This is a genomic window from Micromonospora sp. NPDC005215 (genome assembly GCF_040607915.1).
Lineage (GTDB): Bacteria > Actinomycetota > Actinomycetes > Mycobacteriales > Micromonosporaceae > Micromonospora.
Genome location: NZ_JBEXHQ010000018.1, coordinates 93,444 through 118,283, shown reverse-complemented (window position 1 = coordinate 118,283; position 24,840 = coordinate 93,444). Strand labels below are relative to the sequence as shown.

Annotated in this window: 28 protein-coding genes; 7 read left to right on the top strand and 21 right to left on the bottom strand. The window is 72.0% G+C overall.

The window, feature by feature from the left end:
• Nucleotides 1-34 precede the first annotated feature (34 nt).
• The 3 genes from ABZU25_RS16210 to ABZU25_RS16200 all read right to left on the bottom strand — a co-directional run bounded on the left by ABZU25_RS16210 (nucleotide 35) and on the right by ABZU25_RS16200 (nucleotide 2,123).
• Entirely contained in the window at nucleotides 35-310 is a 276-nt protein-coding gene (locus ABZU25_RS16210) for a ubiquitin-like small modifier protein 1 (RefSeq protein ID WP_179783308.1), read from the bottom strand.
• A 2-nt stretch (nucleotides 311-312) separates the two neighbouring features.
• Complete coding sequence (locus ABZU25_RS16205) at nucleotides 313-1,398, bottom strand: exo-alpha-sialidase (RefSeq protein ID WP_355030116.1); 1,086 nt, start codon at nucleotides 1,396-1,398, stop codon at nucleotides 313-315.
• An 83-nt stretch (nucleotides 1,399-1,481) separates the two neighbouring features.
• On the bottom strand, nucleotides 1,482-2,123 hold the full coding sequence (locus tag ABZU25_RS16200; RefSeq protein ID WP_355030115.1) for a DNA-3-methyladenine glycosylase: 642 nt from the start codon (nucleotides 2,121-2,123) through the stop codon (nucleotides 1,482-1,484).
• Nucleotides 2,124-2,214: 91 nt separating this feature from the next.
• On the opposite strand from ABZU25_RS16200, the gene ABZU25_RS16195 reads away from it, so the two are divergent.
• Nucleotides 2,215-2,640, top strand: coding sequence for a DNA-binding protein (locus ABZU25_RS16195; RefSeq protein ID WP_355030114.1), 426 nt, complete (start codon nucleotides 2,215-2,217; stop codon nucleotides 2,638-2,640).
• A gap of 143 nt (nucleotides 2,641-2,783) precedes the next feature.
• Complete coding sequence (locus ABZU25_RS16190) at nucleotides 2,784-3,137, top strand: MmcQ/YjbR family DNA-binding protein (RefSeq protein ID WP_355030113.1); 354 nt, start codon at nucleotides 2,784-2,786, stop codon at nucleotides 3,135-3,137.
• Between the two features lie 46 nt (nucleotides 3,138-3,183).
• On the opposite strand, the gene argH is transcribed toward ABZU25_RS16190, so the two are convergent.
• From argH to ABZU25_RS16145, 9 genes are all read right to left on the bottom strand, one after another.
• On the bottom strand, nucleotides 3,184-4,647 hold the full coding sequence (gene argH, locus ABZU25_RS16185; protein WP_355030131.1) for an argininosuccinate lyase: 1,464 nt from the start codon (nucleotides 4,645-4,647) through the stop codon (nucleotides 3,184-3,186).
• Between the two features lie 8 nt (nucleotides 4,648-4,655).
• Complete coding sequence (locus ABZU25_RS16180; protein WP_355030112.1) at nucleotides 4,656-5,867, bottom strand: argininosuccinate synthase; 1,212 nt, start codon at nucleotides 5,865-5,867, stop codon at nucleotides 4,656-4,658.
• On the bottom strand, nucleotides 5,864-6,379 hold the full coding sequence (locus ABZU25_RS16175) for an arginine repressor (RefSeq protein ID WP_355030111.1): 516 nt from the start codon (nucleotides 6,377-6,379) through the stop codon (nucleotides 5,864-5,866). The genes ABZU25_RS16180 and ABZU25_RS16175 overlap by 4 nt, the downstream gene beginning before the upstream one ends.
• Nucleotides 6,376-7,311: an ornithine carbamoyltransferase gene (argF, locus tag ABZU25_RS16170; protein WP_355030110.1), complete on the bottom strand. Its 936-nt coding sequence runs from the start codon at nucleotides 7,309-7,311 to the stop codon at nucleotides 6,376-6,378. The genes ABZU25_RS16175 and argF overlap by 4 nt, the downstream gene beginning before the upstream one ends.
• Nucleotides 7,308-8,564 (bottom strand): acetylornithine transaminase, encoded by a 1,257-nt coding sequence (locus ABZU25_RS16165; protein ID WP_355030109.1) that lies wholly within the window; start codon nucleotides 8,562-8,564, stop codon nucleotides 7,308-7,310. Before ABZU25_RS16165 ends, argF begins: the two co-directional genes overlap by 4 nt.
• Complete coding sequence (gene argB, locus ABZU25_RS16160; RefSeq protein WP_355030108.1) at nucleotides 8,561-9,466, bottom strand: acetylglutamate kinase; 906 nt, start codon at nucleotides 9,464-9,466, stop codon at nucleotides 8,561-8,563. Before argB ends, ABZU25_RS16165 begins: the two co-directional genes overlap by 4 nt.
• Nucleotides 9,463-10,635, bottom strand: a complete 1,173-nt coding sequence (argJ, locus tag ABZU25_RS16155) for a bifunctional glutamate N-acetyltransferase/amino-acid acetyltransferase ArgJ (RefSeq protein WP_355030107.1) — start codon at nucleotides 10,633-10,635, stop codon at nucleotides 9,463-9,465. The genes argB and argJ overlap by 4 nt, the downstream gene beginning before the upstream one ends.
• Nucleotides 10,632-11,633 (bottom strand): N-acetyl-gamma-glutamyl-phosphate reductase, encoded by a 1,002-nt coding sequence (argC, locus tag ABZU25_RS16150; protein ID WP_355030106.1) that lies wholly within the window; start codon nucleotides 11,631-11,633, stop codon nucleotides 10,632-10,634. The genes argJ and argC overlap by 4 nt, the downstream gene beginning before the upstream one ends.
• A gap of 137 nt (nucleotides 11,634-11,770) precedes the next feature.
• Nucleotides 11,771-12,052, bottom strand: a complete 282-nt coding sequence (locus tag ABZU25_RS16145) for a hypothetical protein (RefSeq protein ID WP_355030130.1) — start codon at nucleotides 12,050-12,052, stop codon at nucleotides 11,771-11,773.
• 312 nt (nucleotides 12,053-12,364) lie between these two features.
• On the opposite strand from ABZU25_RS16145, the gene ABZU25_RS16140 reads away from it, so the two are divergent.
• Genes ABZU25_RS16140 through ABZU25_RS16130 form a run of 3 tightly spaced genes read left to right on the top strand, consistent with a single transcriptional unit; the run spans nucleotide 12,365 to nucleotide 14,257 of the window.
• Nucleotides 12,365-12,835 carry a helix-turn-helix transcriptional regulator gene (locus ABZU25_RS16140; RefSeq protein ID WP_355030105.1) on the top strand — a complete coding sequence of 157 codons (471 nt, stop codon included), beginning with the start codon at nucleotides 12,365-12,367 and terminating at the stop codon, nucleotides 12,833-12,835.
• On the top strand, nucleotides 12,835-13,536 hold the full coding sequence (locus ABZU25_RS16135) for a hypothetical protein (protein WP_355030104.1): 702 nt from the start codon (nucleotides 12,835-12,837) through the stop codon (nucleotides 13,534-13,536). Before ABZU25_RS16140 ends, ABZU25_RS16135 begins: the two co-directional genes overlap by 1 nt.
• A gap of 10 nt (nucleotides 13,537-13,546) precedes the next feature.
• Nucleotides 13,547-14,257, top strand: a complete 711-nt coding sequence (locus ABZU25_RS16130) for a 5-formyltetrahydrofolate cyclo-ligase (protein WP_355030103.1) — start codon at nucleotides 13,547-13,549, stop codon at nucleotides 14,255-14,257.
• 179 nt (nucleotides 14,258-14,436) lie between these two features.
• Here the strand turns inward: ABZU25_RS16130 and pheT are convergent, their stop codons facing one another.
• The 9 genes from pheT to ABZU25_RS16085 all read right to left on the bottom strand — a co-directional run bounded on the left by pheT (nucleotide 14,437) and on the right by ABZU25_RS16085 (nucleotide 23,022).
• Nucleotides 14,437-16,983: a phenylalanine--tRNA ligase subunit beta gene (pheT, locus tag ABZU25_RS16125; protein ID WP_355030102.1), complete on the bottom strand. Its 2,547-nt coding sequence runs from the start codon at nucleotides 16,981-16,983 to the stop codon at nucleotides 14,437-14,439.
• A 40-nt stretch (nucleotides 16,984-17,023) separates the two neighbouring features.
• Nucleotides 17,024-18,091: a phenylalanine--tRNA ligase subunit alpha gene (gene pheS, locus ABZU25_RS16120; protein ID WP_355030101.1), complete on the bottom strand. Its 1,068-nt coding sequence runs from the start codon at nucleotides 18,089-18,091 to the stop codon at nucleotides 17,024-17,026.
• A gap of 219 nt (nucleotides 18,092-18,310) precedes the next feature.
• On the bottom strand, nucleotides 18,311-19,162 hold the full coding sequence (locus ABZU25_RS16115) for an RNA methyltransferase (RefSeq protein WP_355030100.1): 852 nt from the start codon (nucleotides 19,160-19,162) through the stop codon (nucleotides 18,311-18,313).
• A gap of 29 nt (nucleotides 19,163-19,191) precedes the next feature.
• On the bottom strand, nucleotides 19,192-19,584 hold the full coding sequence (gene rplT / locus ABZU25_RS16110; protein WP_355030099.1) for a 50S ribosomal protein L20: 393 nt from the start codon (nucleotides 19,582-19,584) through the stop codon (nucleotides 19,192-19,194).
• A 32-nt stretch (nucleotides 19,585-19,616) separates the two neighbouring features.
• Complete coding sequence (gene rpmI, locus ABZU25_RS16105) at nucleotides 19,617-19,811, bottom strand: 50S ribosomal protein L35 (protein ID WP_110566082.1); 195 nt, start codon at nucleotides 19,809-19,811, stop codon at nucleotides 19,617-19,619.
• A gap of 20 nt (nucleotides 19,812-19,831) precedes the next feature.
• Nucleotides 19,832-20,518 carry a translation initiation factor IF-3 gene (gene infC, locus ABZU25_RS16100; RefSeq protein WP_355030098.1) on the bottom strand — a complete coding sequence of 229 codons (687 nt, stop codon included), beginning with the start codon at nucleotides 20,516-20,518 and terminating at the stop codon, nucleotides 19,832-19,834.
• Between the two features lie 567 nt (nucleotides 20,519-21,085).
• Complete coding sequence (locus tag ABZU25_RS16095; protein WP_355030097.1) at nucleotides 21,086-21,559, bottom strand: PH domain-containing protein; 474 nt, start codon at nucleotides 21,557-21,559, stop codon at nucleotides 21,086-21,088.
• Nucleotides 21,560-21,846: 287 nt separating this feature from the next.
• Nucleotides 21,847-22,692 carry an ATP phosphoribosyltransferase gene (gene hisG, locus ABZU25_RS16090; RefSeq protein ID WP_355030096.1) on the bottom strand — a complete coding sequence of 282 codons (846 nt, stop codon included), beginning with the start codon at nucleotides 22,690-22,692 and terminating at the stop codon, nucleotides 21,847-21,849.
• Between the two features lie 48 nt (nucleotides 22,693-22,740).
• On the bottom strand, nucleotides 22,741-23,022 hold the full coding sequence (locus ABZU25_RS16085; protein ID WP_355030129.1) for a phosphoribosyl-ATP diphosphatase: 282 nt from the start codon (nucleotides 23,020-23,022) through the stop codon (nucleotides 22,741-22,743).
• A gap of 115 nt (nucleotides 23,023-23,137) precedes the next feature.
• Between ABZU25_RS16085 and ABZU25_RS16080 the strand changes: the two genes are divergently transcribed.
• Both ABZU25_RS16080 and ABZU25_RS16075 read left to right on the top strand, forming a co-directional pair.
• Nucleotides 23,138-23,998: an ABC transporter substrate-binding protein gene (locus tag ABZU25_RS16080; protein ID WP_355030095.1), complete on the top strand. Its 861-nt coding sequence runs from the start codon at nucleotides 23,138-23,140 to the stop codon at nucleotides 23,996-23,998.
• Entirely contained in the window at nucleotides 23,995-24,840 is an 846-nt protein-coding gene (locus ABZU25_RS16075) for an amino acid ABC transporter permease (RefSeq protein ID WP_355030094.1), read from the top strand. The genes ABZU25_RS16080 and ABZU25_RS16075 overlap by 4 nt, the downstream gene beginning before the upstream one ends.

Sequence of the window (24,840 nt, the reverse complement as noted above, 5' to 3'; positions counted from 1 at the left end):
CCGGACAGGGCCTCGACGCCGGCCGTCGGTGACGTCAACCGCCCGCCACCGACGGCAACACCTGCACCTCGGCGTCGTCGCCAACCGGGGTGGCCAGACCGCCGGAGTGCCGGCAATCCTCACCGTCGACGAAGACGTTGACATAACGGCGCAGCTCGCCACGCTCGTCACGGATGCGCCGGGACAGCCGCGGGTGATGGGCGGCGACCTCGTCGAGGACCGCCCGCAGCGTCCCGGCGGCGGTGACGCTCAGCCGACTGGCCCCGCCGGCCTCACCACGCAACGGGCCGGGCAGCAGCACGGTGACCACGCTCAGACCGCCGCAGCCCGAACGCACAGCACGTCCGGCAGGTGTGCCGCCACCAGGGACCAGGAGTCGCCCTCGTCGCGGCTGGCGTAGACCGAGCCGGAGCGGGTGCCGAAGTAGACCCCACCGGGGGTGGCGTCGTCGGCGCACATCGCGTCGCGCAGCACCGCTGGGTAGAACGGCCCCTCGGGCAGCCCCACCGACAGCGGCTCCCACTTGCCGCCGGCGTCGGCGGAGCGGAACACCCGGCAGCGGTGGTCGGTCGGGAACCGCTCGCTGTCGGCCACCAACGGGAAGGTCCACACCGTGCCGCCCCGCCCCGGGTGGGCCACCATCGAGAAGCCGAAGTCGCTGGGCAGCCCGTCGGCGATCGAGGACCAGGTGCGGCCGTCGTCGTCGGAACGGTAGACGCCGTGGTGGTTCTGCGCGTACAGCCGCTCGGGATTGGCCGCGTCCCGGGCGACCTTGTGCACGCACTGGCCGAACTCCGGCCACTCGTCGGGCATGAAGTAGGCGCGGATGCCGGTGTTGCCCGGCGCCCAGCTCGCCCCGGCGTCCTCCGAGCGGTAGACGCCACCTGTGGACATGGCGACCAGCAGCCGGGCCGGGTCACGCGGGTGCGGCAGCACTGTGTGCACGGCCTGGCCACCGAAGCCGGCCTCCCACTGCGGGCGGTGCGGGTGGTCCCAGAGGGAGCGGACCAGCTCGAAGCTGCGGCCACCGTCGGTGGACCGGAACAGCGCCGACGGCTCGGTGCCGGCCCAGACCACGTCCGGCTGGTCGGGACCGGCCGGCATCAACTGCCAGACCCGCCCGAGGGAGACGCCGGTGTCGGCCGGGAACGCGACCGGCGCCTGGTCGGGCTCGTCCCAGGAAGCCCCGAGGTCGTCGCTGGTGGCGACGCTGGGCCCGAAGTGTGAGCTTGTCATCCCGGCGAGCAACCGCGGGGTGGACCGACGGGTGTCGACAGCGACCGCGTAGACCCCGGTCATCGGGAAGTGCGGGCCGGTGATCTCCCAACTGCGCCGGTCGTCGGCGCTGGTGGCGAGAAACAACCCCTTGGCCGTGCCGATCGCGAGCAGCGTCGCCATGATGTCCTCCGAACCGTCGGTGAGCAGGTGCGGTGATTATGGCCACACCCCCCGACACGTTCGGGGGACACGCGCCCGGAGGGTCAGCGCCGGGTGCGGGGCACGTGTCGGCGGTACGCGCTGACCGTCGGGTCGCCGTCGAGCCAGAACCGCCACGGCAGGTCGTGCGCGCCGGTCACGCCGACCCGCGGGCCGGCGATCACCGTCTCCGGCGGCACCGGCCGCGTCGGCGGACGCAACCGGACCGGCCCGTCACCAAGCAGGTACGCGCCGTACGCCTGGCGGTCGATGCCGAGCGTGGCGCAGAGCCGGGCCGGCCCACGGGCCAGGTCCACGTCCCGGCGCACTGCCGGCCGACGGTCCCGGGCCGCGACCAGGCCGTCGACCACCTCCCCGGCGCGCAGCAGCACCGCGGAAGCCTCCCCCTCGACGCCGGTGACCACGTTCATGCACCAGTGCATCCCGTAGGTGAAGTAGACGTACGCGTGCCCGGCGGGGCCGAACATCACGGCGTTGCGTGGGGTGCGGCCCCGGTGGGCGTGCGAGGCCTGATCCCCGGCCATGCCGGCGTACGCCTCGACCTCGGTGATCCGGACGGTGACGCCGCCCGCGCCCAGCTCGCAGCCCAGCAGCCCACGCGCGGCCGGCAGCAGCGGGCCGGCGAGCAGGTCGGCCAGCCCCGCCAGCTCGGCGTCGGCGGGGTGGTCACCGGGCAACAGGTCCATGGTGCGACGGTACCCAGCCGGGCGGCGATCGCCCCCTCCCCTGCTTCAACGTTCTGTTGACAAGATTGTGTTGAGGGTGTGTGCTCGGAACATGACGACGGACGACCCGTTCACCGCGCCGCACCCGGCCCACGCCCGCGCCCACCGCACCCACGAGGCACTGGACCGCATCAGCCGCCGGCACGCCAGCACCGGCACCCAGCGCGGCCGCTGGGCCCACCCGTACGTGCTGGACCCGTGGGAGGCGGTGGCCCTGGTCACCGCGCTGGCCGCCGGCGGAGCCGAGCGGGAGCCGGCGGAGGAACCGGTCGACACCGGTGACCTCACCGCCGCGCTGACCCTGCTGCCACACGTTCGCGCCGAGCTGGACGCCCTGGAGGCCGGGCTGTTGACGCTGGCCCGCGACCGTGGGCTGACCTGGCAGGCGATCGCCTACGGGCTGGGGCTGGGCAGCGCGCAGGCGGCCCGGCAGCGCTACGAGCGGGTCGCCGCCCGCTCGGCCGAGCAGAGCGCCTGACCGCGCACAACCCGCGACCGCACCCGCAGGAGCGCCCCGCGGCCTGACGCGCGCCGCAGCCCGCGACCAGACGCGCGGACCGGCACGCCGCGTGCCTGCGGGCGGCGGGGCGGGCACACTGTGCGCACGACGAGGAGGCACCCATGGAACGCGCGGAGATGCTGACGTACTGCCTGGCCAAGCCGGGAGCGTGGCTGGACCGGCCGTGGGAGGGCGACGAGGTGGTGAAGGTGGGGAGCCGGATCTTCGCGTTCCTCGGCACCGGCGCGGGAAAGCCGACGGTCGGCATCAAGTGCGGGCCGACCCGGGAGGTGGCCGACGAGTGGCTGCACCGGCACCCCGACGACGCCCAGGTGATGGCCTACATCGGCCGGTCCGGGTGGAACACGCTGCGCCTGGACGGCGGGATCGACGACGAGGAGCTGACCGAGGCGGTCGACGCGTCGTACGACATGGTGGTGGCCAAGCTCCCGAAGCGGGAGCGCCCGACGGCCTGAACCGACAGTGGCGCCGGCGGCACGCACCGACGCCACGACACAGGCCCTAACGCGGGACGACCCGCTCGGCGGCCCACTCCCGCCAGGTGGCCAGCCGGTCCGCCGCGGTGGCGAGCTGGTCGGCCACCGGGCCGGGGCCGGTCGAGCCGGGGGTGGTCCGGGCGGCGAGGGCCGAACGGACCGAGAGCACGTCGCGCACCGACGGGTCGAGGTGCTCGCTGATCGCGGCCAGGTCGTCGTCGGAGACGTCGTTCAGCTCGCACTCCCGCGCCGCGCAGAGCGCCACCAGCCGACCGGTGATCTCGTGCGCGTCCCGGAACGGCACGTTGCGCCGGACCAGCCAGTCGGCGACCTCGGTGGCGAGGGAGAAGCCGACCGGGGCGGCGGCGACGAGGCGGTCCACCCGGACCGTCATCGTGGAGATCATTCCCGCCAGGGCCGGGAGCAGCAGCTCCAGGGTGTCGACGGCGTCGAACGCCGGCTCCTTGTCCTCCTGCATGTCCCGGTCGTAGGTCATCGGCAGGCCCTTGAGCATGGTGAGCACTGTCACCAGGCCGCCGATCAACCGGCCGGACTTGCCGCGGGCCAGCTCGGCGATGTCCGCGTTCTTCTTCTGCGGCATGATCGACGACCCGGTCGCGAACGAGTCGTCCAACTCCACCCACCCGAACTCGTGCGAGGTCCAGAGCACGACCTCCTCGCCGAGCCGGGACAGGTGCACCCCGATCATGGCGGTGGTGAACAGGAACTCGGCGACGAAGTCCCGGTCGGCGACGGCGTCCATCGAGTTGGCGAACGACGTCCGGAAGCCCAACTCCTTTGCCACTGCCACCGGATCCAGCGGAAGCCCCGAACCGGCCAGCGCGCCCGCGCCGAGCGGGCTGACCGCCGCCCGGTGGTCCCAGTCGCGCAACCGCTCCAGGTCCCGCAGCAGCGGCTGCACGTGGGCGAGCAACCAGTGCCCGAACGTCACCGGCTGGGCGTGCTGAAGATGCGTCATGCCGGGTGCGGCAGTGTCGACGTGCCGCTCGGCCTGCTCCACCAACGCCTCGGCCAGCTCGACGAGCCGGCTGGCCACGCCCCGGGCGTGGTCACGCAGGTAGAGCCGCAGGTCCGTGGCGACCTGGTCGTTGCGGGACCGGCCCGCGCGCAGCTTGCCACCGAGGCTGCCGAGGCGCTCCAGCAGGCCGCGCTCCAGCGCGGTGTGCACGTCCTCGTCGTCGATGGTGGGGCGGAACGCCCCGGAGGCGCAGGCAGCCTCCAGGTCGTCCAACGCGGCCAGCATGCGACCCAGCTCCTCCGGGTCGAGCAGGCCGGCGCCGGCCAGGACCCGGGCGTGCGCCCGGGAACCGGCGATGTCGTACGGGGCCAGGCGCCAGTCGAACTGCACGCTGACCGACAGTCGGGCCAGCGCCTCGGCGGGGCCGCCGGCGAAGCGGCCACCCCACAGGCTCGTCCGGTTGGTGGCTGCGCTGTTCTCGGTCAGGCTCTTGTCGTCCACGTCGCCCATTGTGTCGGTCACTGTCCGGCACCGCCGACCCGGGCGTCCCGCGCGGCGGCCATCCGACTCGGAAGGCCCCACAGCTGCACAAAGCCCTTGGCCAGGGACTGGTCGAAGGTGTCGCCGGTGTCGTACGTGGCCATCCCGAAGTCGTAGAGGCTCGCCTCCGAGCGCCGGCCGGTGACGGTGGCCCGACCGCCGTGCAGGGTCATCCGCACCTCGCCGCTCACCTGCCGCTGCGCGTCGTCGATGAACGCGTCCAGCGCGTCCTTCAACGGCGAGAACCACAGGCCGTCGTACACCAGCTCGCCCCAGCGCTGGTCCACGCTCTTCTTGAACCGGGCCAGGTCCCGTTCCACTGTCACCGCCTCCAGCTCCTGATGGGCGGTGATCAGCGCGATCGCGCCGGGAGCCTCGTAGACCTCGCGGCTCTTGATGCCCACGAGGCGGTCCTCGACCATGTCGAGCCGACCCACGCCCTGGGCGCCGGCGCGCCGGTTCAGCTCCAGGATCGCCTGGTACGGGGTGACCGTCTCACCGTCGATCGCCACCGGCACGCCGCCGTCGAAGGTGATCACGACCTCGTCGGGGTCGCGGTCCTGCGCCGGGTCGGCGGTGTACGAGTACAGGCCCTCGACCGGGGCGTTCCAGATGTCCTCCAGGAAGCCGGTCTCCACAGCGCGACCCCACAGGTTCTGGTCGATCGAGTAGGGAGACTTCGCCGACACGTCGATCGGCAGGCCCTTCTCCTCGGCGAAGGCGATCGCCTTGTCCCGCGTCCAGGCGAAGTCCCGGGCCGGCGCGATGATCTTCAGGTCGGGGGCGAGCGCGTTCAGCCCCACCTCGAACCGGACCTGGTCGTTGCCCTTGCCGGTGCAGCCGTGCGACACGATCGTGCCGCCGTGCGTGCGCGCCGCCGCCACCAGATGCTTGACGATCAGGGGGCGGGACAGCGCCGACACCAGCGGGTAGCGGTCCATGTAGAGGGCGTTGGCCCGGATCGCCGGCAGGCAGTAGTCGGCGGCGAACTCGTCGCGCGCGTCGACCACCTCGGACTCGGCGGCGCCGCAGTCCAGGGCGCGCTGCCGGATGGCGTCGAGGTCCTCGCCGCCCTGCCCGACGTCGACCGCCACCGCGATCACCTCGGCGCCGGTCTGCTCGGCCAGGTACGGAATGGCGACGGAGGTGTCCAACCCTCCGGAGTACGCGAGGACCACCCGCTCGGTCATGGCGTCACGCTCCCTTCAGCGTTGTCTTCCCCGCGGGCCCAACCGGCGAGCTTGTCACCGAGCGCGGCCCCGCCGTCGGCCGTGCGGGCCACCACGAGGATGGTGTCGTCGCCGGCGGTGGTGCCGACGATCTCGGGCAGCCCCGCTCGGTCCAACGCGCTGGCCAGGTACTGGGCTGCGCCCGGCGGGGTACGCAGCACCGCGATGTTGCCGCTGGAGTCGACCCCGTTGAGCAGCTCGCGCAGCAACCGCACCAGCCGCGCGGGCGCGGCCTCGGCGTCGCGCAGCGGTCGCTGCCCGTCCTCGGGGATCAGGTAGACGGCCGGGCCGTCACCGCCGCGCACCTTGACCGCGCCCAACTCCTCCAGGTCCCGCGAGAGGGTGGCCTGGGTGACGACGACACCGTCGGCGGCGAGCAGGTCGGCCAGCTCGGTCTGCGACCGGATCGCCCTGTCGCGGATCAGCTCCCCGATCCGGGCGTGCCGGGCCGCGCGGGTCAGCGGCCCGGTCATCGCCGCTCTCCGGTCGCGCCCAGCAGGAACGCCAGCAACGCCTTCTGCGCGTGCAGCCGGTTCTCCGCCTGGTCGAAGACCGCGCTCTGCGGCCCGTCGAGCACCTCGTCGGTGATCTCCTCACCACGGTGCGCCGGCAGGCAGTGCAGCACTATCGCGTCCGGTGCGGCCTGACCGAGCAGCTCCTTGTTGACCTGGTACGGCAGGAACGGGGTGATCCGGTCCAGCCCGTCGGACTCCTGCCCCATCGACGTCCAGGTGTCGGTGGCCAGCACGTCGGCGTCGCGTACCGCCTGGGCCGGGTCGGTCAGCACCCGCACCGACCCGCCGGTGTCGGCGGCGATCCGGGCCGCCCGGTCCACGATGGCCGGATCAGGCGCGAAACCAGCCGGCCCGGCGATCCGGACGTGCATGCCGGCCAGCGCCCCGGCCAGCAGGTACGACCGCGCCATGTTGTTCGCGCTGTCCCCCACGTACGCCAGGGTGCGCCCGGCCGTGCCGCCGCACCGCTCCCGGACGGTCAGCAGGTCGGCCAGCAGCTGGCACGGGTGGAAACCGTCGGTGAGCGCGTTGACCACCGGCACGGTGGCGCCCGCCGCCACCTCGGCGATCCGCTCGTCACCGTGGGTACGCAGCACGATCGCCGCGACGTAGCGGGACAGCACACGTCCCGCGTCCGCGAGGGACTCACCCCGGCCGAAGTGGGTGACCTGCGTGTCCACGACCAGCGGGTGCCCGCCCAACTCGGCGATCCCGACGTCGAACGAGATCCTGGTCCGCAGACTCTGCTTGTCGAAGAGCACCGCCACCGAACGAGGGCCGGCCAGCGGCTGGTGGCCGAAGCGGTCCGCCTTCAGGTGCGCGGCCAGGTCGAGGACCGAGGACTGCTCGGCCGGGGAGAGGTCGTCGTCGCGGAGGAAGTGCCGGGTCATGGAGTCGTCCCCGTCGTGGTGGTCAGCGTGGGTGCGTCGAGCTGTGGGCCGGCGGCGGCCGGGGCCGTCACGTCCAGCGCGGCGGCCGGGGCCGTCACGTCCAGCGCGGCGGGCAGGGCGGCGAGGAAGGCGTCCGCCTGCGCGGCGGTGAGGATCAGGGGTGGGGCCAGCCGGAGCACACCCGGCTGGACCGGGTTGACCAGGAAGCCGGCCTCGCGCAGCGCCTCGGCGAGCACCGACGCCACCGGCGCGGTGAGCGCCACGCCGAGCAGCAGCCCGGCGCCGCGTACGCCGGCGATCAGCGGATGGCCCAGCGCCTCGATGCCGCGACGCAGCCGCTCGCCGACCCGCTTGACGTTGTCCAGCAGACCCTCGTTGGCGATGGTCGCCACCACGGCGAGCGCCGCCGCGCAGCTGACCGGGTTGCCGCCGAAGGTCGTGCCGTGCGAGCCGGGGGTGAGCAGGTCGGCGGCGGGGCCGAAGGCCAGCATCGCGCCGATGGGGAGCCCGCCGCCCAGCCCTTTGGCCAGGGTGACCACGTCCGGCTCCACGCCCTCGGCCTGGTGCGCGAACCAGTGCCCGGTGCGGCCGATGCCGGTCTGCACCTCGTCGAGGACCAGCAGCGCGCCGTGCCGGGCGGTGATCCGCCGGGCCGCGGCGAGGTAGCCGGCCGGCGGGACGACCACACCGCTCTCGCCCTGGATGGGCTCCAGGATCACCATGGCGGTGGCGTCCGTGACAGCCGCTTCGAGGGCCGCGACGTCGCCGTAGTCCACGTGGGTCACGTCGCCGGGCAGCGGCCGGAACGGGTCGGCCTTCGCCGGCTGACCGGTCAGCGCGAGCGCGCCCATGGTGCGACCGTGGAAGCCGCCGTTGGTGGCCACCACGTGACCGCGGCCGGTACGCCGGGAAAGCTTGAACGCCGCCTCGTTCGCCTCCGCGCCCGAGTTGGCGAAGAAGACCCGGCCGGGGCGGCCGGCGAGCGCCAACAGCAGCTCGGCCAGGGCGACCGGCGGCTCGGCGACGTAGAGGTTGGAGACGTGCCCGAGGGTCGCGACCTGCTTGGACACCGCCGCCACCACGGCCGGGTGGGCGTGCCCGAGGGCGTTCACCGCGATGCCGCCGACCAGGTCCAGGTATTCCCGGCCGGCGTCGTCCACCACCACCGCGCCGGCGCCGGAGACCAGCGCCACGGGCGGTGTGCCGTAGTTGCCCATCATGGACTGCGTCCAGCGCTGCGCCAACGTGCTCATGATGCGATCATCCCGTCTCCTGGCACCACCATCGTTCCGAACCCTTCCGAGGTGAACACCTCCAGCAACGTGGAGTGCGCCACCCGACCGTCGACGACGTGCGCGGCGGGCACTCCCCCACGCACCGCCCGCAGGCAGGCCTCCATCTTCGGCACCATCCCCGACTCCAGGCTGGGCAGCAGCTTGGCCAGATCGTCAGCGACGATCTCGGACACCAGGCTGGCGGTGTCCGGCCAGTCGGCGTACAGGCCGGCCACATCGGTGAGCACGACCAGCTTGCGGGCCCGCAACGCGATGGCCAGCGCCGCGGCGGCGGTGTCCGCGTTGAGGTTGTGCAGCACCCCGTCCGCGTCCGGCGCCACCGTGGAGATCACCGGAATCCGGCCGGCGTCGATCAGATCGGTCACCGCCGACACGTCGACCGACTCGACGTCTCCGACCTGGCCGACGTCGACCGGCAACCCGTCCACGTACGCCTGGCGGCGCACCGCCGTGAACAGCCGCGCGTCCTCGCCGGAGAGGCCGACCGCGTACGGGCCGTGCGAGTTGATCAGCCCGACCAGCTCGCGGCCCACCTGCCCGACCAGCACCATTCGGACCACGTCCATCGCCTCGGCGGTGGTCACCCGCAGGCCGCCCCGGAACTCGCTGGCAATGCCGAGCCGGCCCAGCATGGCGGAGATCTGCGGGCCGCCGCCGTGCACCACCACGGGCTTGAGACCGGCGTAGCGCAGGAAGACCATGTCGGCGGCGAACGCCCGCTGCAACTCGGGGTCGGTCATCGCGTTGCCGCCGTACTTGACCACGACAGTGGAGCCGGAGAAGCGCGCCAGCCAGGGCAGCGCCTCGATCAGCGTCTCCGCCTTGACCTGGGCGCGGGCGAGGTCGGTGCTGAGACTCATGAGGAGTACGCCGAGTTCTCGTGCACGTACCCGTGGGACAGGTCGTTGGTCCAGATCGTCGCGGCGGACGAGCCGGCGTGCAGGTCGATCCGGATGGTCACGTCCCGCCCGGTCAGGTCGACAGTCGAGCGGTCCTCGGCGGCAGCGCCGCCCCGGCACACCCACACCCCGTTGACCGCCACGTCCACCTCGTCCGGGTCGAAGGCGGCGGCGGTGGTGCCGACCGCGGCGAGGATCCGACCCCAGTTCGGGTCGTTGCCGAACAGCGCGGTCTTCACCAGGTTGTTGCGGGCCACCGAACGACCGACCTCGACCGCGTCGTCCTCGTCGGCGGCGCCGACCACGTCGATGGCGACCTGCTTGGTGGCGCCCTCGGCGTCGGCCACCAACTGCTGGGCCAGGTCGTGACAGGCCTGGGTCACGGCGGCGGCCAGCTCGGCCGGAGTCGGCTCGATGCCGCTCGCACCGCTGGACAGCAGCAACACCGTGTCGTTTGTGGACATGCAGCCGTCGGAGTCGACCCGGTCGAAGGTGACCCGGGTCGCCGCGCGCAACGCCTCGTCGAGCGTCGCCGGCCCGGCCACCGCGTCGGTGGTCAGCACGCAGAGCATCGTTGCCATGCCCGGCGCGAGCATCCCGGCGCCCTTGGCCATGCCACCGACCGACCAACCGCCACCCGGGGCCACAGTGGTCTTCGGCCGGGTGTCCGTGGTCATGATCGCCTCGGCGGCGGCCTGGCCGCCGGCCCGGGACAGCCCGCGGATCGCCGAGCGGACGCCCGGCAGCAGCTTCGGCATCGGCAGCCGCTCACCGATCAACCCCGTGGAGCAGACCGCGACATCACCGGCACCGACGATCAGCCGTGGACTCACCGAGGTCAGCGCGGCAGCCGTGTGCTCGGCGGTGGCATGGGTGTCCTGGAAACCGGCCGGCCCGGTGCAGGCGTTGGCGCCACCGGAGTTGAGCACCACGGCGCGGACCACACCGCCGCGCACGACCTGCTGGGTCCAGCGCACCGGCGCGGCCTTGACCCGATTGGTGGTGAAGACACCGGCGACACCGGCGTCCGGGCCGTCGTTGACCACCAGGGCGACGTCCGCGCCACCGCTGGCCTTGAGCCCGGCGGCCACCCCGGCCGCCCGGAACCCCCGCGGGGTGGTGACAGTCACGGGCTGACTCCCCAGACAGACAGGCCCGTCGTCTCCGGCAGGCCGAGCATCAGATTGGCGTTCTGCACGGCCTGGCCGGCGGCGCCCTTACCCAGGTTGTCCAGGGCGCTGAGCACGATCAGCCGACCCGAGTCGACGTCCACTGTGGCCTGCAGGTGACAGGAGTTGGAGCCCACTGTGGCGGCGGTGTGCGGCCAGCGGCCCTCCGCCAGCACGTGCACGAACGGCGCGTCGGCGTACGCCCGCGCCAGCACCTGCTGCGGGTCGACGCCGCGCGCCGGCACCGCCGTGACCGTGGCCAGGATGCCGCGCGGCATCGGCGCCAGGACCGGGGTGAACGACAGGCCGATAGCGCCGCTGGCCTGCTTGATCTCCGGCACGTGCTGGTGGGTGCCCACCCGGTACGGCGACAGGTCGCCCAGCACCTCGCTGGCCAGCAGATGCGGCTTGGCCGCCCGGCCGGCGCCGGAGGTGCCGGAGGCGGCGACCACCACCACGTCGGCGGGGCTGGCCGCGCCGTCGGCGATCAGCGGCGCGAGCGCCAGGGTGATCGCGGCGGCGTAGCAGCCGGTGTTCGCCACCCGGGTGGAACCGGCGATCAGCTCCCGCTGGCCGGGCAGCTCGGGCAGGCCGTAGGTCCACTGCCCGGCGTGCGTGCCGCCGTAGTACCGCGCCCAGGCGTACGGGTCGGCGAGCCGGTGATCCGCGCCCAGGTCGACGATCCGCACCTCGTCCGGCAGTCGGGCCGCGAGAGCCGCCGACTCACCGTGCGGCAGGGCCAGGAAGACCAGGTCCGCGTCGGCCAGGGTCGCCGGGTCGGTCGCGCCGAGCACCAGGTCCAGCCCGGTGAGCTGCGGATGCACCACGTCGACACGGTGACCGGCCTGGCTGTGGGCGGTGGCGGCCACCAGGTCGAACTCCGGGTGCCCGGCGATCAGGCGCAACAGCTCGCCGCCGGCGTAGCCGCTCGCACCGGCGACCGCTACTCGGATCCCCATACTTACCTCCGCATGACTATGCAGCGAAGATTAACAAGTACGACTCGCGAGTGCAAGTTCATGCAGCGTAGTGCATGCTAATGAACAGATGGACTGCACGGTGCTGCATCCCCAAGCCCGGCCAGCGGGGAAGCCTTTCATGCTTCTGGCTCCTCGGGCCGCGCAGAGCCGAAATCAGTCATCCGGTAGGAGCGGGTGTGTCGGGCGGGCCCGCCGAGGAACCGGTCGAACATGTCACTGGCGCATCCGGTGGTGGTGGGGTTGAGCTTGTGCAGGTCGTCGATGGCGTCATGCAGCAGACTGGCCAGGTAGAGGAACAGGCTGACCGGGTTGCCGTCGTACTCGGTGACGAGAGCGAGCTTCGCCCGGCCACAGGGCCAGGGTTGGCCGCAGGCACGGCAGAGCCAGATCGGGCGCAGCGGGGTGTGCTCTCTGGGCCCGGAGCCGAGGCGTTGGGCTTGGGTAAGGGGCGGGGGCTCCTCGGCGCTCACTTCTTCCCCACTCAGTAGGTCGGGCTTGGAATGGCAGCGGAACGGGCGGGAGCTCAGGTAGTCGCCACGCCTTGCACAGCGGCTTCTGCTCTCACCCGTTCCGGCCATGCGTCTACACAAGCCCCGGCGGTCGCTGGTGCCCAGCGCGGCAACGGCGCAGAACTGACGCATCCCCATTGCGTCGGACGGCGTGAGCTGGGTGAATGGACCGTGACGGATGGGGGCGAGGGGAGGCGGTACGTGGCGGGAAAGCGTCGGCGGCACCGGCTGGCCCAGCGCCGCAAGGCGATCGGGCTGAGCCAGGAACGCCTCGCCGAAGCCCTCGGCGTCGACCGCTCCACCATCGTGCGGTGGGAACGGGCCGAGACTGACCCACAGCCCTGGCACCGGCCGCGTCTCGCCGCGGCCCTCAAGCTGTCGATCGAGGAACTGGCCGACCTCCTGGCCGACGTCGGCCAGGCACCGTCACCGCCCGACGAGCGTCTCGGCTACGTGCTGCGCAACCCCGGCCGCGTCGACCTGATCGCTGTGGCGCACCTGCGGGAGCGCGTGCGGCGCCTCGACGAGCGCTACGACCAGACGCCCTCGACGCTCCTGCTCGCCGATGCGCCGGGCAACTACACGGTCAGGCAATCTTCCTTCGCCAGCACGCCAGCAACGGGCCGGTTCAGCGCGAACTGGCGGCAGCAGTCGCCGAGTCCGCGACGTTGATGGGTCAACTCGTCTGGGACGCCTCGCAGCGGCGCGACCATGTCGCCAGCGCCGTCTACTTCGACCAAGCGATCAGCGCGGCCCAGGAAACGCGAGACGCGGTCACCGAGGCTAACGCGTTGCTCCGAAAGAGCTACCTCGCCCTCTACGGCACCAAGCAACCCAACGCAGGCCTTGTCCTGACGACCCGCGCCGCCGCCGTCAGCCACAGCGACAGTCACGTCATCGCCGGCCTCGCCCAACTGCATCGGGCTGAGGCACACGCGATGCTCGGTCAGGCCGGGGACTGCTCCAACGCTCTCGGTACCGCCGAGGCTCACTTCGCCGCCGTCGACGCCCGAGATCCAGCCTCCGACATCTTCTGCCCCAGCCACTACACGAGGCTCGCGGGCTCCTGCTGGCTCTCCCTCAACAAACCAGACCAAGCAGTGCCAGCGTTAGAAGACGCCCGACAACTGATCGCCGCACGCCGCAAATCCACGGCCGTCATCCTCGGCAACCTCGCCCTCGCCAGCATCCTCCAACGCGACGTCAACGCCGCAACGTCCTACCTGCATCAGGCCATCGACGTCATCGAGCGGACCCGTGCCGGCGGTGGACTCAACCTCGCCTTCGCCGCCGCCCGACAGCTACGCCCCTGGCGCAACGAGCCCTCGGTCCAGGACGTCAACGACCGACTCCTCGCACTCATGAGCCCATAGGAGCACCAACGTGACCGACATCGACCGCGCCAAACACGCCGTTCGACAACACGTATGGGACCTCCTTGAACGTGATGGCGCCGCCCCACTTGGCGTGCACGGTCACATCCCCGACTTCGTCGGCAAGGAAGTGGCAGCAGCCCGCCTCGCGGAACTGGACGTATGGAAGAAGGCCCGAGTGATCAAGTGCAACCCCGACCGGGCACAACTTCCCGTCCGGGTACGAGCCCTGCAGGAAGGCAAACTGCTCTACATGGCGGTCCCGAGACTCGCTACCCCCAAGCCCTTCTACCTGCTCGACCCCGCCAGCCTCACCGCACCAATCGAGACCGCAGTCACAAGTAGCGGTGCGCCGCAGGTCGCTCCCACGGTGGGACCCGCCGAAATGCGCCCGGTGGACCTCATCGTCTGTGGCAGCGTCGCCGTCAGCCGCCACAGCGGCGTGCGGGTCGGCAAGGGCGCCGGCTACTCCGACCTGGAGATCGCTCTCCTCACCGAGGCCGGACTCGTCACCACCGAGACCGCCATCGCCACCACGATCCACCAGATCCAGCTACTCGAGGATGAACTGCCCAACGCGGACCATGACTTCAGCGTCGACTTCGCGATCACGCCGAACGAGGTAGTGGCTTGCAGACCCGACCGAGGACGGCCGTCCGGCATCATCGGATCAAACCTTCGTCAAGATCAGCTCGACAATATTCCCATCCTGCGCGCCTGAACGTCAGCCCATGCCTGCGCCCGAGCACCCACCGGGCACCCGCCGTCGCCACGGACACGAAGAAGGCTCTGGCCTGGGGATAAATCACCAGGCCAGAGCCTTGATTACAGGTGCGCCACCGGAGACTCGGACCCCGAACCCGCGGATCAGAAGATCGCGGGTTGGGGCGGCGGCACCCGTCAGGCGCCGCGCAGGGTCGCGCCGAGGCGCTCCGCCGCGACGGCGACCGCCGCGTCCCGTGCCGCAACCGCCTCCTCGACGGTGAGCGTCCGGTCCGGTGCCCGGAAGGTCAGCTTGTACGCCAGCGACCGACGGCCGGCGCCGAGCTGCGCCCCGGAGTACACGTCGAACAGCCGCACGTCCTCCAGCAGCGCACCGGCGCCCGCCTCCAGCGCCCGGCGCACCTGCTCCGCCGGCACCGAGTCGTCCACCACCAGGGCCACGTCGATCAGCGCCGGCGGGAAGCCGGACACCGTCGGCGCGGGCGTCACCGGAGCCGCCGGCAGCGCGTCCAGGTCCAGTTCCATCGCGCAGGTACGGCGCGGCAGCTCCAACGCCGCCGCCACCAGCGGGTGCAGCTCACCGGCATGCCCGACGACCGCGCCGTCGACCCGCAGCTCGGCACAGCGACCGGGGTGCCACGGCGCGTACTCGGCCGCCCGCACCTCCACCCGTTCGCCGGTGACACCGGCGGCGTCCAGCACGTCCCGCGCCGCCTCGATCGCGTCCGCCCAGCCGGCCGGGCGACCCGGACCCCACCAGCCGGCCGGGTCGAGGTCGCCGGCGAGCACCGCCGCGACGTGCACCGGCTGCGCCGGAACCACCGCGTCGGCGGCGGCGAACTCCGCGTCGGTGGGACGACGGTCCACGCCCATCGCCGGCGGGCTGCCGGCGCCGACGCGCGGGTGGAAGACCGCGCCGATCTCGTAGAGGGCGAGGTCGCGGTGACCTCGGCCGAGGTTGCGCTTGAGGATGCCGAGCAACGGGCCGAGCAGCGTGGTGCGCAGCAGCGGCTCCTCCTCGGACAACGGGTTGGCCAGCCGCACCGCGGGTCGGCGCGGGTCGTCGGCCGGCAGGCCGAGCTGGTCGGCCAGCCCCGGCGACACGAACGGGTGCGCGAGCACCTCCACGTACCCCCGCTCCGCCAGGGACCCCGCGACCGCCCGGCGCCGACGCTGCCGCGGGGTCAACCCGCGGCCGGGGGGTGCGGTCGGCAGCACCGACGGCACCCGGTCGTACCCGTCGAGGCGGACCACCTCCTCGACCAGGTCGGCCGGGTCGGTCAGGTCGGGCCGCCAGGTCGGCGGGGTGACGCTCAGCGCCGCCCCGGCGCCACTGGCCACACCGACCGCGCCCGGGTCCTCGGACAACCGGTCCGCGCCCTGGGCGACAGTGCAGCCGACCCGCTCCAGCAGGGCGACCACCCGGGCCGGCGGGTACTCGACCCCGACCCGCCGGGTCGGCAGGTCCGCCGGAAGGCTGATCGGGGTACGCGGCCGGACGTGGTTGATGTCGAGGACCTCCGCGCTCGGGCTGCCACCGCCGTGCTCGGTGAGCAGCCGCACGGCACGTTCCAGCGCGACCAGCGCCACGGCCGGGTCGACGCCCCGCTCCCAGCGCTTCGCGGCCTCGCTGAACAGCTTGTGTCGTCGGGCCGTCCGCCCGACCATCGCCGGGTCCCAGTGCGCGGCCTCGAAGAGCACGTTTGTGGTGTCGGCGACGACCTCACTGGTCTCGCCGCCCATCACCGCCGCGAGGGAGATCGGACCGGTGTCATCGCAGATGACCATGTCGTCGGCGGCCAGCACCCGGTTGACGCCGTCCAGGGTGGTCAGCTTCTCTCCCGCCTCGGCGCGGCGGACCACCAGCGACCCGACGATCCGGTCGGCGTCGAAGGCGTGCATCGGCTGGCCCAACTCCAGCATCACGTAGTTGGTGATGTCGACAGGCAGCGAGATGCTGCGGACGCCGGCGGTGACGAGCCGCTGCCGCATCCACGGCGGCGTGGGCGCGTTGGGGTCGACGCCGCGGACCAGGCGGGCGGCGAACCGGTCGCAGCCGACCGTGTCGCGGACCTCCACCGGGTACACCGCCGTCGCTGTGCCGCTGGGTGCGGGCACCAGGGCCGGGTCGCGCAACGGCACGTCGAACGCGTGCGACAGCTCCCGGGCCAGACCGCGCAGGCTCAGCGCGTACCCCCGGTCGGGGGTGATCTCCAGGTCGAGCACGACGTCGTCGAGGCCGACGACCGGGCGCGCGTCGTCGCCCGGCTTGGCCGTCACGTCCGGCCCGAGCACGATGATGCCGGAGTGGTCGTCGCCCAGGCCCAGCTCCTTCGCCGAGCAGATCATGCCCGCCGAGTTGTGCCCGTACGTCTTGCGGGCGCCGATGGCGAAGCCGCCGGGCAGCACCCCGCCGGGCAGGATCACCACCACCCGGTCACCCACCGCGAAGTTGCGCGCCCCGCAGACGATCTCCTGCGGCTCGCCGGTGCCGTTGGCGGCACCCACATCGACCCGGCAGAAGCGAATCGGCTTCTTGAAGCCGGTGAGCTCCTCGATCTCGCGCACCTCACCGACGACGAGCTGACCGGTGACGGTCTCGGCCAGGTCCACTGCGGACTCGACCTCGATGCCGAGGTCGACAAGGGCCTGCTCCAGGTCACCGGTGGGCAGGTCGGCGGGGAGGTCGACGTACTCCCGAAGCCAACTGACTGAAACTCGCATGACGTCAGACCACCGTTCCCATGTCTCGTACCCGCATCGCCTACGCCCCGGTCCCGAGCGCGCGGCTGAACCGCACGTCGCCCTCGAAGAGATGGCGGATGTCGCTGACTCCGTGCCGGACCATCAGGGTCCGGTCGATGCCCATCCCGAACGCGAAGCCGGAGTAGACCTCCGGGTCGACGCCGCAGGCGCGCAGCACCCGCGGGTTGACCATGCCGCAGCCACCCCACTCGACCCACTGCGGGCCGTCGCGGTGCTCCGGGAACCACACGTCGAACTCCGCCGACGGCTCGGTGAACGGGAAGTAGTGCGGCCGCCACCGGGTCTTCGCCTCCGGGCCGAACATCGCCCGAGCGAAGTGGTCGAGCGTCCCCCGCAGGTGCGCCATCGTGATGCCCTTGTCGACCACCAGGCCCTCGGCCTGGTGGAACACCGGGCTGTGGGTGGCGTCGATCTCGTCGGTGCGGTAGACGCGACCGGGCACGATCACGTAGATCGGCGGCTTGCGGCTGAGCATGGTGCGGGTCTGCACCGTGGAGGTGTGCGTCCGCAGCACCAGGCCGGAGCCCTCCGGCGCGATGTGGAACGTGTCCATCAACCCGCGCGCCGGGTGGTCGGCGGGGATGTTCAACGCGTCGAAGTTGACCCACTCCAGGTCGACCTCGGGGCCCTCGGCCACCTCGTAGCCCATCCCGACGAAGAGATCACTTATCGACTCCATCAGGGTGCTCAGCGGGTGCCGGGCCCCCCGTGGACGCCGGTCGTAGGGCAGGGTGACGTCCACCCGCTCCTCGACCAGCACCCGCTCGGCCTGCGCGCGCTCCAGCACCTCGGCGCGGTCGGCGTACGCGGTCTCGATCGCCCGGCGGGCCTCGTTCACCCGCTTGCCGGCGTCGGACTTCGCGGCCGGCGGCAGCGCGCCGATCTCCCGGCGGGCCAGCGAGACCGGCGACCGGTCCCCCAGGTGCACCGAGCGCAGCGCGGCCAACGCGTCCGGGTCGGCGGCGGCCGTGAACGCCTTCGTGGCGTCCGCGACGGCCTCGTCCAGGGCGGCGGGGTCGAGCAGGGCGACCTGCTTCGGGTCGTACGGATCGTTGCGGTAGCTCATGGCGTACGGGCACTCCCTCACGGCGGCGCCAGCCCTCAGCGGGGCGGCTAGGCGAGTCTACGGACGCGCGGCTGTGCCGCAGCCCGCCGGTAGGAGTTGTGCAGGGAGCAGGTCAGGCCCGCCGCCCGCCGACACCGGCGGGCTGGCTAAACGAACGCCGTGGCGCGTTCATGGACGGACGCTCTCCCCTGCTGTCAGTCGCGCCGGGCGTGATCACCCTCAGCGCTGCGCTCTCGCTGAAGCGTACAGGCACACCGCCGCCGCGGCAGCCAGGTTGAGGCTCTCCGCGCGCCCGTACAACGGCACCCGCACCCGGGCGTCGGCGGCGGAGGTCAACTCCTCGGGCAGGCCGTGCGCCTCCGAGCCGAACAGCCAGGCGGTGGGCCCGACGAGCCGGCCGTAGTCGGTCAGGTCGTCCAGGTCGCTGTCGCCGTACCCCGTGGTGGCGAAGATCGACAGCCCGGCGGCCCGCAGCGCGTCGACCACTCCGGCCGGGTCGGCCGCGCGGACCACGTCGACGTGGAAGAGGCTGCCGGCCGACGCCCGCACACACTTGCCGTTGTACGGGTCGACGGCGTCGCCGGCGAAGACCACCGCACCCGCACCGGCCGCGTCGGCGGTGCGCAGCACCGTGCCGGCGTTGCCCGGGTCACGGATCTCGGCGAGCACCGCCACCAGCCGGGGGGCGTTCGCGAGAGCCTGCTCCAACGACACGTCCAGGTGCCGGCAGACGGCGACCAGCCCCTGCGGGGCGACGGTCTCGGCCAACGCCGCGAGGGCGTCGTCGGTCACCTCGGACACCGGCACGTCGGCGCGGGCCGCCGTGGCGGCCAACTCGGGGTGCCGGTCGAGCGCGGCGGGCGTACCGAACAGCTCGGTGACCACCCCCGGCCGTGCCAGGGCCTCGCGGACCGCCTGCGGTCCCTCGGCCAGGAATCGGCCGGCGGCGTCGCGGTCGCGCCGGCGCTGCAACCGCCGGGCGGCGACAACCCTGGGGGTACGCGGGGTGAAGGCCATGGTGTGCGCTCCTTCGGCACGATTGAGGCGCCTCCCGGACGGCGGTGCCGACACGGGAGACGCCTCGCTCTGGTGCGTGGGGATCAGGCGGCCTGAGCCGCCGCGCCGCCGGTGCCCTCGGCCGTGACCGCGGCCCGGGCCAGCTCGACGATCGCCGCGAACGAAGCGGCGTCGTTGACAGCCATGTCGGCCAGGATCTTGCGGTCGACCTCGATGCCAGCCAGACGCATGCCCTGGATCATGCGGTTGTAGGTCATCCCGTTCGCCCGGGCGCCCGCGTTGATCCGCTGGATCCACAGCTGCCGGAAGTCGCCCTTGCGGTCGCGACGGTCCCGGTAGGCGTACTGCATCGAGTGCAGCACCTGCTCCTTGGCCTTGCGGTACAGCCGGGAGCGCTGACCGCGGTAACCACTCGCAGACTCCAGCAGGGTACGACGCTTCTTCTGGGCGTTCACAGCCCGCTTGACGCGTGCCATCTCAACTCCTTAAAACGTAAGGGTGGCGCGCGTCAGCGGCCGAGCAGCTTCTTGATGCGCTTGACGTCAGCCTTGGCCACCTCGACCGTGCCGGTCAACCGGCGGGTACGGGTGGAAGACTTGCCCTCCAACAGGTGGCGCTTGCCAGCCTGCTCGGCCACGATCTTGCCACGGCCGGTCACCTTGACCCGCTTGCCCATACCCGTGTGGCTCTTCATCTTCGGCATGTGGAACGTCTTCTCCCCTGTTACTCGCCGCTGGTATCGGCGGCGGTGCCGGTGTCACCAGCTGTTGCGGTCTCGCCGGCTGTTGCGGTCTCGCTGGCTGTTGCGGTCTCGCCGACCGCTGCGGTCTCATCGGCTTCCGGAGCGGCCGACTCGTCCCCTGCCCGGTCCCGAGGTGCACCGCGGGACGCCGTAGCGGCGACCGCGGAGGCCTTGACGGCCCGAAGCGGAGCGAGAACCATGATCATGTTTCGGCCGTCCTGCTTGGGGGCGGCCTCGACGTATCCCAGGTCCGTGATCTCGGATTCGAGCCGACGCAGGAGCCGGTAACCCAGCTCCGGGCGGCTCTGCTCGCGACCGCGGAACATGATCGTCACCTTGACCTTGTCGCCCGCCTTGAGGAACCGCACCACGTGACCCTTCTTGGTCTCGTAGTCGTGCGGGTCGATCTTCGGCCGAAGCTTCATTTCCTTGATGACGGTCTGCTGCTGATTACGCCGCGCTTCGCGCGCCTTCAGTGCGCTCTCATACTTGAACTTGCCGAAGTCCATGAGCTTGCACACCGGCGGGCGCGCCATCGGCGCAACCTCGACCAGGTCCAGATCGACGTCCGCGGCCAGCTGAAGGGCGCGCTCCAGCGGGACGATGCCCACCTGCTCACCCTCGGGGCCGACCAGTCGGACCTCACGTGCCCGGATCTGCTCGTTCACGCGTGGTTCGACGCTGATGGGGCCTCCTCGAGTCGTTTCTGCTCAGGTACCGACCCCGGCGGCTCCCAGGTGGGAACCGACCTGGAAAGCAGAAGGCCCCGGCGCATGCCAGGGCCCGCTCGACCGGTCGGCGCGATCACAGGATCACACGTCCGGCGCCGGGACGTGCCCGGAACCGGTGACCGGACCCGGCCACCGTAGCGGCGACTCGGGTGGGAGCAGGCGCTCCGCTTTCAAGGCTGCCTGCTCGCATGCGGAGACAGCCTGGTCGACTCGATTACACTACACCCGCGCCCCGGCCGCCCCCAAACCGGGCACGACCTCGGATCGAAAGCTCCGGTCACCCCGGTCGTGCCGGCACTGCCAAGATCCGGACAACTACCCTGAAACTGCTGTCTCAGCGTGGCCGGAGGCAGCAGTTTCAGAGAAGTTGTCCGGATCTTGCCGTGGGAGCGCGGGCAGGCTCGCGAGCGCGCGAGCGCGGGCGGGGTGCAGGGGGCGGTGGCGACGCGCGGGTGCGGGCCGATGCCAGCGCGGACGGTGGGACAGGTAGGGCGTGGGTGCGGGTCAGCGGCCGCTGGCGCGCTCGGCGAGACGGGCCTGGTGCGCCTGGTGCAGCCGCCGCAGCGCGCGGACCCCGTTGACGGCCAGCTCCTTGTCGGCAGCCTGCAGGGCGACCATCGGCAGCAGGTCGTCGTCATGCAGCTCCAGGCTGGCCCACGGCGCGCCCCGGTCGAACCGGACTCCCCGCACGACCTCCCAGGGCAGCTCGTAGGAGCTGATGACGTTGCGGACCCGAATGCCCCGAGCGTCCGCCTCCACCCGCGGACGGGTGAACAGCAGGAAGCCCAGCGCGCCGAAGACGCCCAGGCCGATCATGGCGATCTGGTCGCCGCGCTGAAAGCTGCCGTAACCGTCGCCGGTCGGCCCACTCAGCGAGGTGGCCACCAGACCGAACACCACCACCAGCGCGACCGCCGCCGACCAACAGACCACGCGGATGCGGCGGGGCTTCAGGCGGACCAGCTCGGTTTCACTCACCCGACCAGTCTGCCATTCGCACCCAGCCCCTCAAACGCACCACCCGCTGGGCAATGCCTCAAACCTCATTCTCAGGCGTCCGGCCAAAGCCCCAGGCCAGGCCAGGCCAGGCCAGGCCAGGCCAGGCCAGGCCAGGCCCCCCCGGCAACCCGCCAGCTTCGGGTGCGGTTGTCGCGCGCTCCTCGCGCCTGACGTCGTCGCTGGGCGATAGATCCACTCCGGATCAGGGAAACGGGGGTGTCGCGGCGGGCCGGACACCCCCGTTTCAAGGAGATCGAGGTGATCGGTCAGAGCCGGCAGGCGTGGATGTTGGTGACCAGGATGGCGCGGGCGCCCAGCTCGTACAGCTCGTCCATGATGCGGTGGACGTCGTCACGGAGCACCATCGCCTGCACCGCCACCCACCCCTCGCGGTGCAGCGGCGACACGGTCGGCGACTCGATGCCGGGGGTGAGCCCGCTGGCCCGTTCCAGCAGACCGGCCGGCACGTCGTAGGCGAGCATCACGTAGCGGCGCGCGACCAGCACACCGTGCAGGCGGCGCAGCAGCTGCGCGGACTGCGGGTGCGGCGGCGCGGCGGCGCGGCGGACCAGCACCGCCGAGGAGCGCAGCAGCGGCTCGCCGAACACCACGAGGCCCGCCTGACGCAGGGTGGCGCCGGTCTCCACGACGTCCGCGATCACGTCGGCGACGCCGAGGCGTACGGCGTTCTCCACCGCGCCGTCGAGGCGGATCACGTCGGCCTGGACGCCCGCCTCGCCGAGGTGCCGCTCGACCAGCCCGGGGTACGCGGTGGCGATCCGGTGCCCGCCCAGGTCCCGCACGGAGGCGATGTCGTCGGGGCGTGCGGCGAAGCGGAAGGTGGCCTGACCGAAGGCGAGGTCGACGACCTCCTCCGCCGGCGCGGCCGAGTCGATCAGCAGGTCCCGGCCGGTGATCCCGAGGTCGAGGTCACCGGACCCGACGTAGGTGGCGATGTCCTTGGGGCGCAGGTAGAAGAATTCGACGTCGTTGGCCTCGTCGCGGCAGACGAGGTCCTTGGGGTCGGTGCGCTGGCGGTAGCCCGCCTCGCGCAGCATCTGGGCGGCCGGCTCGGCCAGGGTGCCCTTGTTGGGAATGGCGACACGCAACATGACGGGAGTGCTCCTTCGATCCGGATGGCGATCAACGGGTGGGGGCACTCACAGATGTCGGTAGACGTCCTTGAGGTCGAGACCACTGGCGAGCATGAGCACCTGGACCTGGTAGAGCAGCTGGGAGATCTCCTCGGCGGTGCGCTCCGGCCCCTCGTGCTCGGCGGCCATCCACGACTCGGCCGCCTCCTCGACGACCTTCTTGCCGATGAAGTGCACGCCCTTTTCCAGGGCGGCGACGGTGCCCGAGCCCGGGGTGCCGGCGGCGGCCTTGGCCTGCAGCTCGGCGAACAACTCCTCGAACGTCTTCACGGTGGACGATTCTTCCAGCCGCCGGGGCGGCGCCCCGCGTCCGGGTCCGCCGGAATCCAGCAAGCGGACAATTCCCTACCACCACGGTGGGAATATCTTCGATCGATGCGCGTGGAGCTCTACGCTGTCGGCCATGGCCAGCAGCTCACGTCTTTTCGCGCTCACCCTCGCCGGTGCGGTCGTCGTCGCCACCGGCGGGTGCGCGCCACAGGAGAAACCGAACCCGACTGTCACCGCGGCACCCTCCTGTGCCAGGGACAGCCTGCCCACGCGTACACCGGGCAAGCTCACCATCGCCACCGACCAGCCCGCGTACGAGCCGTGGTTCGCCAAGGACAAGCCGGACAACGGCGAGGGCTTCGAATCCGCCGTCGCGTACGCGGTGGCCGAGAAGCTCGGCTACGCCCGCGCGGATGTCGCCTGGACCCGGGTCAAGTTCGACACCGCCATCGCACCCGGGCCGAAGGACTTCGACTTCGACATCAACCAGTTCTCCATCACCGAGGAGCGCAAGCGGGCTGTCGACTTCTCCGCGCCGTACTACCTGGTTCGGCAGACCGTGATCGCGTTGAAGTCTTCCAAGTTCGCCGGCCGGAAGTCGTTGGCGGACCTCCGTGACGCCCGGCTCGGCGCCCAGGTCGGCACCACCAGCTACCAGGCGATCACCGACGTGCTCAAGCCGACCAGAAAGCCTCAGGTCTACAACAGCAACGACGACGCCAAGAAGGCCCTGCAGAACGGGCAGATCGACGGTCTGGTGGTGGACCTGCCGACCGCCTTCTACATCACCGGCGCGGAGATCACCGACGCGACGATCGTCGGGCAGGTGCCGCAGGTCGGCACGCCCGAGGCCTTCGGGTTGCTGCTGGACAAGAACTCGCCGCTGACCTCCTGCGTCACCGGCGCGGTCGGTCAGCTCACCGAGGCGGGCACGCTGAAGCAGTTGGAGCAGAAGTGGCTCGCGCAGGTGGCGGGGGCGGCCGAGCTGCGGTGACCCTGCTCGATCACGTTCCCTCCGAGGCGCAGCGGCGGCGGTCGGCGTACCGGAACCGGCAGACCATCTACAGCGTGCTTGTCGCGGCCTGCTCCACGGCGGCGCTCGGCACGCTGCTGGTCGTCGCGGTGACGGGTGCGCCCGGCTGGGACCGGGTCCGGCAGTCGTTCCTGGACCCGGCGATCGCCCGGGACGCGCTGCCGGCGGTGCTGGGCGGGCTCTGGCTCAACGTCCGACTGCTGGTCTGCTGTGCGATCGGCGCGCTGGTGCTCGGGCTGGTGATCGCGGTGCTGCGGACGCTGCGCGGCCCGATCTTCTTTCCGGTCCGGGCGCTGGCCGCCGGCTACACCTACACCTTCCGCGGTCTGCCGCTGATCATCGTGCTCTACCTGCTCACCCTCGGCGTGCCGGGCCTGCGTCTGCAGGGCATGCCACCGGTGCTGGTGCTCGGCGGGCTCGCGTTGATCCTCACCTACGGCGGTTATCTTGCCGAGGTGTTCCGGGCCGGCATCGAGTCGGTGCATCCCAGCCAGCTCGCGGCGGCCCGTTCGCTGGGCCTGACCTACCGGCAGACGATGCGGCACGTGGTCCTGCCGCAGGCCGTCCGCCGGGTGGCGCCACCGCTGCTCAACGACGTGGTGGCGTTGCAGAAGGACGTCGGGCTGGTCTCGCTCGCCGGGCCGATCGACGCGGTCCGCGCCGCCCAGATCGCCACCGCCCAGTCGTTCAACTACACGCCGTACGTCGTGGCGGGGGTGCTCTTCGTGCTGCTCGCGATCCCGCTCATCGCGGTCACCGACTGGGTGACGCTGCGCGCGGCCCGCCGACAGTCGGGAGGCTGA